Source organism: Thermostilla marina, from assembly GCF_054657455.1.
This window is the reverse complement of the sequence record NZ_BAAHYR010000001.1, coordinates 1,358,304-1,375,254: the sequence shown is the minus strand read 5'-3', so window position 1 is coordinate 1,375,254 and position 16,951 is coordinate 1,358,304. Positions and strand designations below refer to the sequence as shown.

At 61.4% G+C, this 16,951-nt stretch carries 7 protein-coding genes and 1 tRNA gene; 3 read left to right on the top strand and 5 right to left on the bottom strand.

The features are described from left to right. The first annotated feature begins 157 nt into the window (after positions 1-157). The 3 genes from ACYQ2I_RS04935 to ACYQ2I_RS04925 all read left to right on the top strand — a co-directional run bounded on the left by ACYQ2I_RS04935 (position 158) and on the right by ACYQ2I_RS04925 (position 4,447). Positions 158-2,440, top strand: coding sequence for a TolC family protein (locus ACYQ2I_RS04935; RefSeq protein ID WP_460165885.1), 2,283 nt, complete (start codon positions 158-160; stop codon positions 2,438-2,440). Positions 2,441-2,667: 227 nt separating this feature from the next. Continuing rightward, positions 2,668-2,751 (top strand) — tRNA-Leu (locus ACYQ2I_RS04930). 238 nt (positions 2,752-2,989) lie between these two features. Next, positions 2,990-4,447, top strand: coding sequence for a sulfatase family protein (locus ACYQ2I_RS04925; RefSeq protein WP_460165884.1), 1,458 nt, complete (start codon positions 2,990-2,992; stop codon positions 4,445-4,447). Between the two features lie 55 nt (positions 4,448-4,502). On the opposite strand, the gene ACYQ2I_RS04920 is transcribed toward ACYQ2I_RS04925, so the two are convergent. The 5 genes from ACYQ2I_RS04920 to ACYQ2I_RS04900 form a co-directional block, all read right to left on the bottom strand. After that, positions 4,503-7,685 carry an outer membrane protein assembly factor BamB family protein gene (locus tag ACYQ2I_RS04920; RefSeq protein WP_460165883.1) on the bottom strand — a complete coding sequence of 1,061 codons (3,183 nt, stop codon included), beginning with the start codon at positions 7,683-7,685 and terminating at the stop codon, positions 4,503-4,505. A 462-nt stretch (positions 7,686-8,147) separates the two neighbouring features. Beyond that, positions 8,148-9,500 (bottom strand): TolC family protein, encoded by a 1,353-nt coding sequence (locus tag ACYQ2I_RS04915; RefSeq protein ID WP_460165882.1) that lies wholly within the window; start codon positions 9,498-9,500, stop codon positions 8,148-8,150. A gap of 129 nt (positions 9,501-9,629) precedes the next feature. Beyond that, entirely contained in the window at positions 9,630-13,040 is a 3,411-nt protein-coding gene (locus tag ACYQ2I_RS04910; protein WP_460168399.1) for an efflux RND transporter permease subunit, read from the bottom strand. Positions 13,041-13,099: 59 nt separating this feature from the next. After that, the gene (locus tag ACYQ2I_RS04905; protein WP_460165881.1) at positions 13,100-14,632 is read right to left on the bottom strand and encodes an efflux RND transporter periplasmic adaptor subunit; all 1,533 of its coding nucleotides are present in this window, start codon (positions 14,630-14,632) and stop codon (positions 13,100-13,102) included. An 820-nt stretch (positions 14,633-15,452) separates the two neighbouring features. Beyond that, positions 15,453-16,922, bottom strand: a complete 1,470-nt coding sequence (locus tag ACYQ2I_RS04900; RefSeq protein WP_460165880.1) for an FAD-dependent oxidoreductase — start codon at positions 16,920-16,922, stop codon at positions 15,453-15,455. Positions 16,923-16,951 lie beyond the last annotated feature (29 nt).

Here is a 16,951-nt window from a genome sequence, read left to right as displayed (position 1 = left end):
CCGAAAAGCACACCTGCGCGCGCCGTTTTGTCAAAGTTTAACGATTGCGCAGCCGATACCGGTGGTAAGGATTTCTCGGATTGTGTCCTGCGCCGAGAAACCGAACATTCGCGAGAAACACCCCTCCACCGAAGTACCCGTGAGAGAGTCGAGAACGATGTGGCAACGCGATCGGCGGCACTGGATGGGAATTGTGGCCTTGGCGGCGACGGCATTATTGGGATGCCGGCCGCAGATGCCCTTCTATCTCCATGAAGACGGAGACCTCTCCCATTACGTCGACAAGGCAACCGAGATCGACTATCCCGATGTCGAGTCGGAAACCCTCGCCGAGGTCGATCAGGCATTGCCTCCGCTGACGGTCGAAAACAACGAGGTCAAAGAGTACTGGGACCTCTCGTTGGAAGAGGCCGTTCGCATCGCGTTGGAAAACAGCAAGGTCTTCCGCAGCCTGGCCCAGCCCGATGTGGGTGTCCCGCGCATCCCCGAGACGTCGATCACGCTCAACCCCGCCGGCGCGGGCTCGGTGTACGATCCGGCGATTCAAGAGAGTGACCCTCGTTTTGGTGTCGAAGGCGTCCTCGCTGCATTCGACGCCTCGTGGAACACACAGGTGTTCTGGCAACAGAACGACATCCCCCAAAACGTGGCCGGCTTCGTGACCCTCTTCCGCCCCTCGGCATTTCGCCAAGACCTGGGATCGTTCCAGACGAGCGTGTCGAAGACATACGCTACCGGTGGAACCTGGTCGTTGTCGCACTCGGTCGATTATGAATGGAACAACGCCGGTGCCAGTCGCCAATGGCCCAGTGACTGGTCGACAAATCTGCAAGCCGGGTTCCGGCAACCGTTGCTGCAAGGGGCGGGCGTGACTTTCAACCGCATCGCCGGTCCGCAATCGATTCCCGGCTTCTACAACGGCGTGCTGCTCGCCCGCATCGAAGGCGACCAACGATTGACCGAGTTCGAACAGTCGGTCTCGTCGCAACTCCTCCAGGTCGAACAGGCCTACTGGACCCTGTATTTGGCTTATCGACAACTGAATACGGCCCTGACCGCGCGGGACGCCGCGTTGCAGACGTGGCGTCAAGTACGGGCGAAGTACGAGGTCGGCGGTCGCGGCGGCAGCGCCCAAGAGGAAGCCCAGGCCCGCGAACAGTACTTGGCCTTTCGAGCCGCAGTCGAGCAGGCCCTGTCGAACCTGTACAAAGCCGAAAACAACCTGCGCTACCTGATGGGACTGGCGGCGACGGACGGTCGGTTGATCCGCCCCAGCGACGAACCTTCCCGTGCCCGCGTCGAGTTCGACTTCCACGAAGTCCACGCCGAGGCGATGGTCCGCAATCCGGCTTTGCGGAAGGAAAAATGGCGCATCAAGAAAGCCGAACTGGAACTGGTCGCGGCGAAAAACTTCCTGTTGCCGCGATTGGATGCCTTCGGTTCGTACCGTTGGGAAGGTATCGGCGACGACCTGCTCGATTCGAGCAATGCGACCTCCAACGCCTACGGCTCGCTCACTTCGGGCAAGTACGAAAACTGGCAGTTGGGCTTGGATTTGACGATCCCGCTTGGCTTCCGCAAAGAGATGGCCGCCGTTCGCAACGCCCAATTGAAGCTCGCCCGCGAACGCGCCATCCTCCAAGAACAAGAACTCGAAATCTCGCACCAAATCGCATGGGTTCTGCGCGAGATCGACGAGTACTACAAGATCGCAGAAACGAACTACAACCGGGCCGTGGCGGCGTATGCCGAAGTCAAGGCCGTCAGCGCCATGTACGATGCGGGAACGGCGACGCTCGACTTGCTGTTGAATGCCCAACAACGCCGGGCCCAGGCCGAAATCGAGTACTTCCAGGCAATCACGAAGTACATGTTCGCGATCAGCCAGTTGCATTACCGCAAGGGCACGTTGCTTGAGTACAACGGCGTCTACCTGACCGAAGGGCCGTGGCCGCAAAAGGCCTACTTCGACGCCCTCCGCCGTGCGAAAGCTCGCGACGCCGGCCACTACTTCGACTACGGCATCACGAATCCGCCGGTCTTCAGCCGGGGGACCTATCCGCAGCATGTCGGGGCGGCGACGGGCGCCGAGCCGACCGAAGCAGGCGACGACGTCTTCCTGCCCGAAGACGTGCCCATGCAACCGGTTCCCCGATCCGATGCAACCGGTGAAGAAGCCTCGCCCAGCCCCATGCCCGACGGCGATCCCCAGGCCAAACACGTGACCGACGTCGACCTGAACGAAGTGTACGTCGAAGATACACCGGACCTTCCGGCAGATACCGAGGCCTTGGCGACGTTGGGGCGGATGACCGCCCGCAATCCGTCGATCGCCGACGGGCAAGTGCAACCGGTCGGTTATCAGGCCGTCGCGACCGATGGGCCGGCGACGTCGGCGGCATCGGGGAGCCGATGGACGCCGATGGGTGCGTCGCCCTAATTCCAGCGAACCTCGGTTCGCAAAACCGCATCCTGTACGGCAAAGCCCCTTCGTCCGCCCGACGGTCGAGGGGGCAACTCTTTTCCCGCGGTTATCTCACCCTGGAAACGAGAACGCCGGGCGCGGTGCCCGGGGTTGCAATCGGCCGCGGGTTTGTTAAATAATTGAAGGTGTCGTGGGAAGGTAATCCCGGCTTTCGGGGGGCCTTTCCGATCGATGTCTTGATTGCCCTGGTGGCGGAATTGGCAGACGCGCATGGCTCAGGACCATGTGGGGGCAACCCCATAGAGGTTCGACTCCTCTCCAGGGCACTTCGTCGGCCCGGCAAAGCGCCGGGCCGCTCGTGTTTCTTGCCTAGGGGGTCAGCACGGCATCTCGGCCGATTCTCCTGCACCGCTCGCCTTTTCACCTCGACGCGTTCCCGTCTGCGCGGAACACCGAGCGAATCGTTGCAATCGCCGACAAGGGCATTCACAATCGAGCACACCACCCGCGCGGTGCCGTCGAATTCCCAGCGATTTTTCCAAGCCGCAGACGAGGAGTCGTGTCGTGAAGTGGATATGTTTCGTGTCGGCCTTCTTGGCAACCACAGGCGCCCTGAGCCTCGCGAACGCCGCAGACCGCCCAAACATCCTTGTCATCCTGAGCGACGACCAGGGGTGGGGCGACATCGGTTATCACAACCCAAAAGTGTATACACCAAACCTCGATCGTCTGGCGGCTGAAGGCGTGCGATTTCGACAGCATTACGTGATGCCGCAATGCACACCGACGCGCGTGGCGCTGTTTACCGGCCGTTTTCCCGGCCGATTCGGCATCACGGGCCTCCAAGCCACGAACGACCCGGTTTTTCCCTACGGGACGGTCACGCTCGCGTCGCTGTTGAAGTCGTGCGGATACGAAACCTACCTGGTCGGTAAATGGCACATGGGCTCGGCATTGGAGTACGGCCCGAACCACTACGGTTTCGACCATTCCTACGGAGCCTTGGCGGGGGCGGTCGGCGCTTACGATCATCGCTACCGGCCGGGCAATCCCTTCGAAATCACCTGGCACCGCGACCTGAAGATCATTCCCGGCTACGAAAACGGAACGCACGTGACCGATTTGCTTGCCGCCGAGGCCGTGCGGATCATCAAACAACGACACGCCAAACCCTTCTTCCTGTACCTGCCGTTTTTCGCACCGCATACCCCTTTGGACGAACGAGGGCCGTTCGTCGATACCCCCACGCAACGTGATCCGGAACATCCCGATCGCTGGCTGAACGAAGACGCCATTCCCTGGTTCCACGATCCGGCCGGAAAAATTCAGCAAGAAAAAGATCCCGAACGCCGATTGCTGCTGGCGGTCGTCCATCACCTCGACGATGCGATCGGGCGGGTCGTCCGGGCTCTCGACGAAACCGGCCAACGGGAGAACACGGTCATCTTTTTCTCGTCCGACAACGGTCCCCAGCATTCATGGAACGGCAACGCCTATCCCGACGATTTGAGGCTGACCGATTTCAACCAACCGATCCCGTTTCGCGGGGTGAAGGGTGACGTGTACGAAGGCGGCGTCCGGGTCCCCGGCTTCATCAATTGGCCGGGGAAAATTCCGCCTCGCGAGGTCGACACCCCGGTGCACATCGTCGATTGGCTTCCGACGATCGCCTCGATCGCCGACGCGGAACTGCCCTCACCGAGCGACCAACCCGGGTTCGACGGCGTCGATCTCTCGCCGATCGTTTTCGGTAAGGCCGACGTGCTACCGGAGCGGCCGATCTACCTGCTGCATCGTACCCCGCCCGACAAGTGGGCGTTACGATCCGGCGATTGGAAGATCGTTTGCTATACACGCAAACAACCGACCGTCGAAATGTGGGAACTGTACAACCTGGCCGACGATCCCAAGGAATCGCGAAACGTCGCGGCCGAGCATCCCGATATCGTCGCCAAGTTGCACGAACTGTTTCTTCGACACCGCGCGAAAGACAAAAGCGGTCGGAACCTGCCGCAAGGCTGAAACCGCCCCCCCCAGCATTCGCACAACCGAGGCGTTTCCCTGACCGCCCGACTGTTTACCGCGGTCCGAGGCAGCGAACCGTGCCGTCTTTCAGGGCGATGAACAGACGGCCTTCGGCGATCGCCAGTCCGTCCCACACAACATCGGCATCGAAGGCATACTCACCGGCGGGCTTACCGTCGGCTGCCGACACGGCGATCAACCGGCTGCCGAACTCGCCCGCGTACGCGGCGGCATACGTCGCCGCCGAATGATCGCGGAACTTCATCGGCTCACCGGCCGTGAAAATGAGCGTCTGTGTCGCCGCCATCGCCTTGCCGGTGATGGGGATGTGCGCTTCCCACACGGTGCTGCTTTGCGGCAAGACGGTCGATCGGAATTGTCGGATCGCCTTTGCGCGACCGGCGTTTCCCTTGTTCGCGTCGGCACGGCTGCCGGTCCCTTTTCCCGAGGCCGTTACCGTCTGCGACGCCCGCAACAAGTAACCGTTCACCCGAGGATCGAAGTACGAGTGATTCGCGTAAATCGGAAACCCGAGTACTTCGTAGCACACGTTTCCGTCGGCCAACAGGATATCGCCGGCGTTTCGCCTGACGATTCCCCCGGCAAAGCACCACGCCGTGCGATGCTGCGGTTGCCCGTCGAGGAAGTTGCTGGTGGGCACGATGTGCGGATCGGGGGCTGTCTCGTTCAATTCGAGATCGAACGCCTTGTGTCGCAAATAGAGCTTCGTACCGTCGGTTACCATCACGTCGTTCTTGAAGCCGGCATCGCCGCCGACGGGGAAACCCGTTTCGGAATCGAAGGGGCCGTAGTATTGCCGGCTGTTGCGTAGTTCGCCGGTGACCGGATCCAACGCATACAGGAAAATTCCGCCATCGAGGTAAGAGCTGCGTCCTGCGGCAAAATAGAGTGTGTCGTTCACGACGACCACACTTCCCGGCACCGGCCACGCCGATTCCAATCGGCTGTACGCGCCGATCAATCGGTCGGGCAGATCTTTGAATCGCCAACACAATTTGCCGTCGGCAGCCCGCACGCTATAGACCCAGCCGTCGCGACTGCCGAACAACACCATACCCCGATGGTACGTGGGCGGTGAATCGATACGTCCGCCGGCGGTAAAACGCCACAGGATGCTACCGTCGGCGGCGTCGAGAGCGAACAGGGTGTCGGTATCGACGCTCGCGACAAACACCTTACCGGCGGCGACGGTGATCGCACTCGGCCGGGACGGCAGTTTCGTCGCCCATTGCGGCTCGAGCTCCGCTGTGAGCTCGACGTCGGTGATTCCGCTTCGGAAACCGTCGTGCCGATAGGTCGGCCAATCGTCCGATCGCGCCGAGGTTGCCTCGACGACATCCCCGTAGGCCGGGCCCTTCTCCAGCCGCGGCTTGCGCACGACGGGAATCGGCTGATCCGACCGTTCAATCTCGGACAAGGAGGCGTAGGCGTTCATGCCTTGAATCATCGCCCCCATGCTGCACTGGCAGGAAAACGGTGTGGAGTAAACGAGCCCGTTGGCGGGCAACACACCTGTTCCGCATCCGCCGCGGGTCCAATGGTTGGGCAGTTCGTTGCCCGTTTCGAGGTCGAGGAAATCGGCACCGCCGGTTTTGCTGTTGACGAAATAGCGTTCGGTGCTGAAGTTCCGATAACAGCGATCGTGGCCCATCGGCCCGGTCATCTTTTGGACGATTCGCTTGAGAAGCCTACCGGTGTCGGCGTCGTATTGCGTGGGATGCTCTCCACCGACCCAAACCGTGCCGTCCACGAAGAAGACGTCGGAAGACGATTCGTAGTTGCTCCGAGCCGGGGCTTCCCACAGGAGCTTTCCGTCGTCGAGCGAGTAGACCCGCAACGTGTTGTCGGCATACGAAGCGACACCGGCTCCCGGCTTCCCTTCGACGGAGAACACCTTTTCGTCGGCGATCAACACCGTATTGGGTAAAGTGCCCGGCGTGAGCGAATCGTGACCGACCGGGTTCGCGATCGGTTTGCGCACGCTCCAGAGAGGCTCGCCGGTCTTTGCATCGACACAAAACAGCCCCTGGGAGGTCTGGTAAACCGCCCGACCGTCCCGCACACAAAACGAGGCAGCCGTATACTTGACAAGCGGTTCCGTCTGCCACAACTGCTTGCCGTCGGCGGGATCCAAAGCGACGATCCGGCTGACCGGTTTTTCCTTGTCGCGAATCTCCGGTGCATAACCATCGGGAAAACCGGCGCCGTAAAACGGTCCGTCGGGAATCACACCGGGCACGAACGGCTTGCCCTTGAGCTTCACGATGTTGTACGCGGCACTCGGAAACCGTTCACCGACGTCGAGATACAAGATGCCGTCGGCGTAGACCACTTCTTGGACGGGCTTCGGCTCATCGTACGTTTTCAACAGCCGGCCGGTTGCGGCATCCAGCACCGACAGCGGTCCTTCCAATTCCAACGTGACGTAAAGCTCGTCACCGACGACGGCCATCCGACGCTGCTGCTGCACCGGCTGGCACTTGATATACATGGTGATCGATTCCCAGCGGGGAATCGGCCGCGTCCACAGGCGTTTTCCGTTGAATGCATCGCGGCATACGATTTGGAACTGTGCGGGCAGAAAGGGATTGTCGGGAGGTGCCGCATCTTCGATCGAAAACAAACGTCCTCCGCCGGTTACCACGCTTGCCAACGTCGGTGCGCCCATATGCGAACGACACCAAACCGGCATGTCGGTCCATTGCAACCGGCGCGGCGGTCCCGCTTTTCGATCGCGGGCAACGGCATTGTTGTCGGCGTTGTTCAAATATTGCGGCCAGTCGTCGATATCGTCGGGCCACGGTTTGACGACCTTACGCCCGCCGACCATCAACACGCCCAACGGCGTCAATACCCGCATCGCCTCCTCGCGGGAAACGTCACCCAGCGAATCGGCCACGATCAGGTTGACCATGTCGTCGGCATAGGGCAAATGTACCCCGTCGAACCAATCGACGGTCACCGGCCCGTACAGACCTTGTTTCTGCAACGAGTCGCGGGCGGCAGCGACTTTCGTCCGGTCGGTGTCGAGCCCGTGTACCAAGAAGCGATCATCCACTCGCAGCGAAGCGGTGTTTACCCCGTCGCCGCAATGCAAATGAACGACGACGCCGCCTTGAACACCGCTGTCACGAACCGCCCGACTCAGATCGTCGGCCCGCGCCGCGCAACAAACCACCGTCAACGACACAACGAAGGCGCACAAGCATCTCATGGCAATTCTCCATGCCCGAAACGAATCGACACGCGATCCCGAGGCACGCCCCCGCTTCGTCGGCGCCGAACATACTCTGCATGCTCACCGCTACCGACCGGTCTTCTACGCCCCCCCGATCTTCCATGATTTGCAATGACAAGACGCTTTGCTCGGCGGTCCGACCCGATGCTAATCCCCCGGACGTCGGATTTCAACGATTTCGTTTCCCCCGAACAGGGTTGCCCAAGTGCAAGTCGTGTTCGCACCGCCCGAACCACCGGTCGAAGTCAACGTTCGGCACAATCGCCTAACCGTCGTCATCAGCACCGATTCCACGGTTTTCGACGATTTCACACGATCGACGAAAAAACGGCGAATCGAATCGTTCCCGGCCGTCTTTCGGGAACATCGACTCGCCGAATGCCGTTGCGATCTCACGTACATCGAAGAGGACGCTTGCGACTCGCGATGCGATCAACGTTACGGCGAACCCCACTCTTCGATCGGTTCGAGCGCCCCGACGACAAGCAGTCCCCGAATGCTGATTGCCGACTTCCAGAGCTTGCCCAAGGCGTTCTCAGCGGCCTTTTGGGCCTGGAAGTAGGTTCGTTGGGCGTTGAGCAAGTCGAGCAATCCGAGTTCGCCTTGTCGGTATCCTTCGCGAATCATGGCGAGTGCCTGTTCTGCGTTGGGAAGAATCCGATCCCGGTAGCGACGGTAGTCGGCCTTGGCCTGTTCGTATTCACGGAAGGCATCGGCCAGGCGTGCCTGAAGCTCGAGTTCGACGCGGCGGAGTTCTTGTTGCGCGGCAGCCAACTCGTGTTCCGCCGCACGGATGTTCCCGGTGTTTCGGTCGAAAACCTTCAGCGGCATCCCGAAGCCCACCGAGGCAACGGTATCGTCGCTTGCATCGTTGTAGTGGACGCCCAACTCGACGTCGATATCCGGCGCACGCTCGGCGCATTCAGCAGCCAATCGCGCCCGAGCCTGCTCGATACGCGCCGCCGCACGTGCGATCTCGGGGCTTTGCTGCCACAAGGTCGCGCGGACGGACTCCCAGTCCAGTTCCGGAACGAGGTCGTCGAGCCGGTCTTCCAACGGTTGAGGCGACAAATCGGGCTCGCCGATCAGTGCCGCCAGACGACGCCACGCCGCCGCTTCGTCGAAGCGGGCACGATCGACGACCGCCTCGGCCTGTTCCAGCTCGATTTGCGTCTGAATGACGTCGGTCCGACCAACCTCCTGGGCTGCGTAAAGTTGTTCGGCAGCTTCCGCGGCCTGCCGCGCCAGCGAAGCAAGGTGTTCGGCAATGCGGGTATTTTCGCGGGCGACGAGAACATCGACCGCTGCCAGATCGACGTCGTTTTCGACGCGACGCCGTTGCAGCTCGTACTCTTGCACGGCCTGTTCGACCGCCTTCAAGTAAACCCGCTTGCGGGCGGAGAGCTTTCCGCCGGTAAGTAGCTGTTGCGAGAAAACCGCCCCTTGAAGGCCGGCCCCGCCTTCGTCACCGATCTCTTCCGCCGAGTAACCGACTTGCGGATTCGGCGGCAGCCCGGCTTGATACGCCCGCGCTCGCAATGCGGCAATCTTGCGCGTGGCCTGAACGAGTGTCGGATTGTTCTGGAGCGCCCGGCGGTGCAACTCGGCAATGCGAAGAACGGCATCCGCCTGTTCCGGTTGTTCGGCAGCCTGCGTCGTCGGGGCATCGTAAACCACCACGACACCGTCTTGCGGCGCCGCCGTCGCCGGAACCTCTTGTGCCGACGCCGCGCTCGACGCTAGCCACACGCTCCCAGCCAGCAAGAGGCCGGTCATCAGCCGACGACACATCACAATTTCTCCCTGAACACCACCCGAGAGGGCAACCACCCTCGTATCATCCTTCGTCACCGAGGCACAGGTGCGCCCACAAAACCGCCACAAGCCCTAAACACACCTCGCTTGCTGCATTTCTCGCACTCAACCTTCCTCTCCCATATCCTTCATCTTCACGCTCTCTCCGGGTGCGGCTTTCTCGTCTCCGAAAACGTCGTCTCTACGTCCCGCGAGAACGCGTTTTGCTGCGGGAATTCCCAACCACTGGAACAACGCCGGACGTACGAAGAATTCCAAGACGGTACTGGAGATCAGCCCGCCGATGATGACCGTGGCCACCGGATAGAGTATCTCTTTCCCGGGCTCGCCCGCCGCCAACATCAGGGGAAACAATCCCATGCCCGAAGTCAGGGCCGTCATGAAGACCGGGGCTACGCGCTCTTTTCCCGCCCGCTCGATCATTTGCGGGGTCCAGTCCTTGCCTTCGTAAGCGACCAGGTGCAAATAGTGATCGATCAGCAGGATCCCGTTCCGCGACGCGATCCCGCAAAGCGAAATGAACCCGACCATCGCGGCCACGCTGAGCGTTTGATGGGTCAAGGTAAGCAGTACGAGCGATCCGATGAACGCCGCGGGCAGGGCCGCCAGCACTTGGAAGGCAAGATTTGCCGACCGGAACAGCGTATACAACACCATGAACATGCCGAGCAGGGCCAATCCCGATGCGATCGCCATGCTTTGCGCCGCCGATGCCTGGCTTTCGAATTGACCGCCGTATTCGATCATGTACCCGACCGGCAAGTCGTGCTCGATCGGGTCGAGACGCCGGCGGATGTCTTCCACGACATCGACCAATCCGCGGCCGGCGGTATTACATTGGACGGCGATCCGCCGTCGCACTTTTTCCCGGTTGATCGTATTCGGGCCGGAACTCTCGTACACCTCGGCCACCGCTTCCAGGGCGATTTGCCCGCCGCCGGGGAGCGTCAGCGGCAGACGCTTGATACGCTCGATGTCTTCCCGGTAGGGGTCATCCAATCGCACCATCAAATCGAACGACCGCCGTCCCGACAGAATCTCGGAGACGACTTTTCCTTGCAGGGCGGTTTCGACCAATTCGTACACATCGGCCCGCCGCAAGCCGTACTGTTTCAGCCGGGCACCGTCGATTTCGATCCGTAATTGCGGAATGTCGATTTGCTGCTCTTTTTGCAAGTCGACGACTCCCGGCACGGTCGATACTTCTCGACGCACTTCCTCGGCGATTTGCCGCAGGGTCTCGAGATCGTCGCCGTAAATCTTGATCGCCACCTGGGCCTGGACGCCCGAAAGCATGTGCGAGATGAGGTGTGCCAGCGGCTGTTCCACGCTCACGACGATGCCCGGGATTTCGTGCAGCGCCTCGCGGATTTCGCCCAAGACTTCCTCACGACTGCGTCCGGAATGCGGATTCAACGTGGCGATGAATTCCGAGCGACTCACCGGCACGGCGTGCTCGTCGAGTTCCGCCCGGCCGGTCTTTCGCACGAACGCTTGGATGTCGTCGATTTGCATGAGTCGCCGTTCGACGTCGGCAGCCACGCGTTGCGAAGTGGCCAGCGACGTACCGGGCGGCAACAACACATTGATCTGCACGGCCCCCTCGTCGAACGGCGGCAAAAAGTCCCTTTCCATCCGCATCAACAGGGCCGTCGCAGGCACGAGGATCACCACGGCCGCAGCCAGTACCGTCCGCGGTCGACGTGTGCTGAAGCGGATTGCAAGACCGGCTCCGCCCTTGAGCAACCGGAGGAGAAAACCGTCGCGATCGCCTTGCAACAAACGTTCCGCCGAAAGCAACAACAGGAACGCAACGCACCCCGTCGCAAACGCACCGATCCCCACCGTCCACCCGCCGCCTTGCGACCACCGTTCGGCGGCACGATCGAATCCCAATCGTTCGAACCATCGAGGCAGCCACCACATGCCGCCGCCGATCCCGACGGCCGTCGCAATTCCGGCCGCGGCGACCGGCCATCCCCAACGCGTCGCCAGCAACCAATACGACAAGACCGGTGTGATCGTCAGGGAGACGACGAGCGACGCCGCCAACGACACGATGTACGCCGTCCCCAACGGCAAAAACAAGCGTCCTTCCAAGCCCCCCAAGACAAACACGGGAACAAATGCCAACGTGACGATGAACGTGCCGAAGACGATCGATCCGCGGATTTCGGCGTTGGCTTCGAACACGATCCGCAGCGACGATTTCGGGGAACCGGCACGGCGGTTCTCTTTCAATCGCCGGTACACGTTTTCCACGCCGACGATCGCATCGTCGACCAGTTCGCCGACGGCCACGGCCAAACCGCCGAGCGTCATCGTGTTGATCGAGAATCCGAACGCGGCGAACACCAGTGCCGTCGCCAAGATCGACAAGGGAATCGCCGTCAAGGTGATGAAGGTCGTCCGCAAGTCCAGCAAAAACAGGAACAAGATCACCAGCACGAGGATCGCCCCGTCGCGCAATGCCTCCATCACGTTGCGGATCGCCAGGTCGATGAACTGCTTCTGCTGGTACATTTCGGGGTGAAACCGAATGTCGGCCGGCATGGAAGCTTGCAGCTTTTCGAGCTCCTGCATGATTTCCATCGTCACGCGACGTGTATCGGCCCCCGGCTGCTTGTTGATCGTCAGCAGGACGGCCCTCCCGCCGCTGAAGCCGTTTTCGCCGCGGGCATATGCCGCGCTGTCGCCGCGTTTGGTTTGCGGCCCCTCGATCACGCGGGCGACGTCGCCGACGACGACAGGACGCCCTCCGCGCGACGTGACGACGATGTCGCGCACATCGTCGATCGTCTTCAGGCGTCCGATACCGCGGACGATCAATTCGTTCGGCCCTTGCTCGTCGAGGTATCCGCCACCGACGTTTGCGTTACTTTCGCGGAGTGCCGTCTCGACCTCGTGCAACGTCACGCCGAATCGCACGAGGGCGTCGGGATCGACCAACACCTGGAACTGTTTGCGGTCGCCGCCCATCACGAAGATTTGGGAAACGCCCGAGATCGTCCGAAGTCGCTGGCGCACGACCCAATCGGCCAGTGTCCGCAATTCCATCGGCGAGGTGCTGCCGTCCTCGCTCCACATGGCGATGATCATGATCTGTCCCATGATCGACGCGATGGGCGCCAGTTGCGGGCGAACGCCCTCGGGCAAGCGATCCGAGACGAGGGCCAACCGCTCGGCGACGATCTGGCGATCATTGAAAATGTCGGTTCCCCAATCGAACTCGACATAGATCACCGCCAACCCCGAAGCGGAAGACGTGCGGACGGCCTGCACACCCGTCGCCCCGTTGAGCGCCGTCTCGATGGGAAACGTGATGAGCGTCTCGACCTCTTCCGGCGCCAGGCCGGGGGCCTCCACCATGACCACCACGCGGGGCCGGTTCAAATCGGGAAAGACGTCGATCGGCAATCGATACGTTTCGCGGACGCCGAGAATCACCAGCAGAATCGCGGCCACGGCGGTGCCGACACGATTCTCCAACGACAAGCGAATAATTCGATTGAACAGCGCAGCCAGCATGTGTTCGCGTTCCGTGGTTGTCGTCTCGTCGACTCGAAAAACCCGCCTCAATGATTGTGGCCTGCGTGGGGATCGATCACGGGGCCGTTTCGATTCTTGATCGCTTGGTGAATCTGGAATGCTCCCGCGGCGGCGACACGATCTCCCACGGCGATGCTGCCGTCGTCGTCGATCGCGGCAAACTCTCGATCTCGCTGCAACAAGTGCACCGAGACCCGCTCGAAATGGCCTTCATGTTCCCGGTACACATATTGCTCGAGCCCTTCTTCGATCACGGCATCGCCGGGCAGGATCAGCACATCGGGCAAGTATTCGGCGGGCAACAACAGCTCGCCTCGTTGTCCCGGCCGCAACCGCCACACGACGAACCGGCGTCCTTGGTCGTCCCGCCGTTGAGAGATCACCTCGTTCTCTGCCTCGACGTAGAACCGCAGGGCGCGCGTTTGTTCGTCGATCTCGTTGTCGATCGCCAATACGTGTAGCCCCGAAAGCGTTCCTTGCACATCGCCGGGAAGCGCCGCATCCACCGGCCGCTGTTCCTGCATGATCGTTTGGAGTAAAGCGGTGTCGGTCTCGAACGCTTGCCCCTCGATCCACAAACGGCAGCTATCGACAAGCTCGCAGAGAACGGCCCCGGCCTCGACTTGCACGCCCGGCTGCACGGCCAAGTCGGCGATTTGCCACACGGCCTCGTGCGAGGAAGCTTCGTCGTGCTGTAAAGGTGGAGCGACGATCATGATGCGCTGCAACAATCGACGGGAGCGGGCGATCTCGTCGATTTGTGAAGCCGAAAGACCGTGCAGCAAAAGGGCTTCGCGCGCGGCATGCAACGAGGCTTCGAGTTTTTCGAGTTCGTACTTGCGCTCGAGCAACTGTTTGCCCGCGACCACCCCGCTTTGGGTCACCTGTTCGAGACGCGCAATTTCTCGCCGGACGACGTCGGCCGCCTCGAGCGACTCGAGAAATCGACTCTGTTTTTCGACCAAGTCCTCGTGCGTCAATCGCAACGTGAACAGGGGATCGCCCGGGGCGACGCCCTGCCCCGCCACCGGTTCGACGCGTTCGATGATCCCGGTAATCGGAGCCGACACGACGGTGCGACTTCGGCCGGGCACTTCGACGACCACCGCCGGCACCGACTTGCGTTTCACGAACAATCCCCGTGCCACCGTCACGACCTGAAGACCGATGTTGCGACGCGCCTGTTCCGACAGCTCCAGAATCGTTGCCGACTCCTCACCGTGCGGTTCGGATTCGCCCTCGTGTTCGTGCGTTTCGTTACACGCTTCACCGGGGGCGTGATCGTGATCCGCTTCCTCTGCATGCCGGCGGGAATGCTCTTGTAAATCGACATCGTGGCCGGTGACCGGCCCGTCCGTGTGGTCGGAAGCCGCGATGGCGGCAAACAGCGTCGTTTCCGACGAAGTCGTCCACACACAGGCAGCAGCGCCGACGACGGCCCCGAGGATGAACGCCGCGACAACCCACCACGCTTTTGCAGACGGCCGCTGTTTTCCAGGGGCGGTTTCCGTCGCTTTTTCGACCCCGCTCGCCGCGCGTCTGTCTGAACTGTCAGCCATACCAAATTCCTCATTTCCCAAGATCCGCCTACCGCGAACACACCACGCCGAACCGCCGCAAGCAGCGTACGGTCCTTCCCCAATCGACGGCGCAGCCCAAAACCACCCAACACCCTCAGGGCGCGCAGCATTCACAGATTGCGCGGATTACAAGCGCAAAACGCAGCAGGTCAAAAAGAGAGGCCTCGCTGCATCGACAGAGAAAGATCGGCCCGTTGCCGTGAGAAGATCGGCCGTGGGCATGGCGGTCGGCACTCGCTGCCCCACGGCTCTTTCCGCGGAAAGAACAGGATTACCGGCTGTCGTACTTACCGGAACGATCGGACACCGGCCCAAACAACAACGGTTGCCGTTTGTCGTCGCGTCTTTTTCGCAGGGGCAGCAGGCATGCGACCATTCCGCGCCCGCGGTTGCCGATTCGTGTGACGTGAGCTCGCCGGAGGGCATTTCCTGAGCATGATGCCAATGGCACCCGGCCGACACGTGCAGGCACAACGCCAGCACGGCCGCGCGATACACCCACCCGCGGCATAACGTCGAACCGGATCTTCGGCGAATCCACATCAGACACCCCACCAACATAGGGGATCACACGTCGAGGGTATCGGTATTATCGACCGGTGCGCGAAAAATGGTCAAGCATTTCCCCCAAAAGCCGCAATCGGCAATCTCGCGTTTTCGCTCGAACGGCTTGATTCATCTCTTCGTGCACAAAAAGCGCCGCCCCGATACCATGAAGAGGCGGCGCGTCACTTTTCTGTAACTGTCCGCCGGCCGCGGGCTCACGATCCTTGCACGGCGAACCTCGCGCAATGCACGCTCACGTTTCGAAATAGACGCCGCCTCGGGTCAAGGCGTCACGTAGCACCCCGTAGGGCAGCTCGCGTGTGCCGCACCGTCCGGCGGCGCACAATGCTGCGGCCGTTCCCGTCGCCTGGCCTTGGCCCATGCAACTGACCGTATTGCGTGTCGACATATGCGCCCGATGGTCGCCGGTGATCATCATTCCGGCCACCAACAAATTATCGAGGCCTTTCACACACAACGCCCGATAGGGAATCCCGTACGTGCCGCCGTTGGCCACCTGGTAGCGCGGCGCACTGTCGTGGAAACCGTACACGAAAACGTCGTCCTCGAAGTGCCGCCCCTCGATGACGTCCTCATGCGTGATGTCGTAATCGCAGATGACATGTCGCGCGCGGCGGATGTTCAATCCCGGGCTGGTGCGGGCGATGAAGGCGTTTTCGCATCCGGGAATGTACTTGCGGAAGAGTTGGATCGCCCGGTATTGCCGCTCCCGCAAGGCCAACTCACCCTCCGACACGGTGTCGCGGTCGGTCGGACTGGCCGGCAATTTCATGTTGATCTTGATGAACATGAAATAGTTGTCGTGGACGGTCGTCGTCACCGTCGACATGCCGATTTCCCGCGCTCCGGCGGCGAATTCCTCGGGCATCTTGGTCGTGTGCCCGCTCAGTCGGACGATCTGATTTTCTTTACCGTCGCGCATACCCCAAGCCAGTTCGCCGAGGGCCTCGTTTTCTTTGAGGAACTTGTAGTAGCGCTCGATGTCGACGTTCGCCATGCCGAAGCTGTTGCACACGGCGTAGTCGTTGGGCTCTTCGTAGTCGGCTCCTGCGGCGGCTGCCAGGTCGCCGTACGCCGTGCAATCGACGAAGGCCGAAGCCATGACCGCTTCGCGGCCCCCGTGGCTCTCGACGATCACCCCCTGCACGCGGCCGTCCTTGACGATCGCCCCGGCAAGGAACGTGTTCAAGTACATCGTGACGCCCGCCTTCGCAAGCATCCGCATCGTGATCAGCTTGTACAACTCGGTGTCGATCGCCGTACAAACCGAGTCGTAATCGTAGCGGCGCTCCATTTCGGCATGACCGCTGCATCCGCCGATCTTGATCAGCTCGTCGACGATTTCGGACGGGATCCCGCGGACGACCTGCCGCTTTTTCACACCGGGAAAGGCCTTCCACAAGTTGAAGAAACTATGCAACGCCGTACCGCCTTCGGTTACGGTGCCGCCGGTATAGCCTTTGCGCTCGACGAGGATGGTCTTTGCGCCGGTTCTCGCGGCAGCCAAGGCGGCGACCACACCGGCCGTTCCGCCGCCGGCCACGACCACGTCGCACTTGCGGACGGGCAGTTTCTTCGGCGGTTCGGTGTAGAATTCGCCTGTCTCTGCCTCTTGCCCGCAGAGAACACCGTTGCCGGTCAGCCCCGCGGCCGCTCCCAGCCCGAGCAACAAACTCCGCTTGGAAAATTCGCGCCGATCCATTGCCGTTCCCCGGATCAAAAAAAGGACTC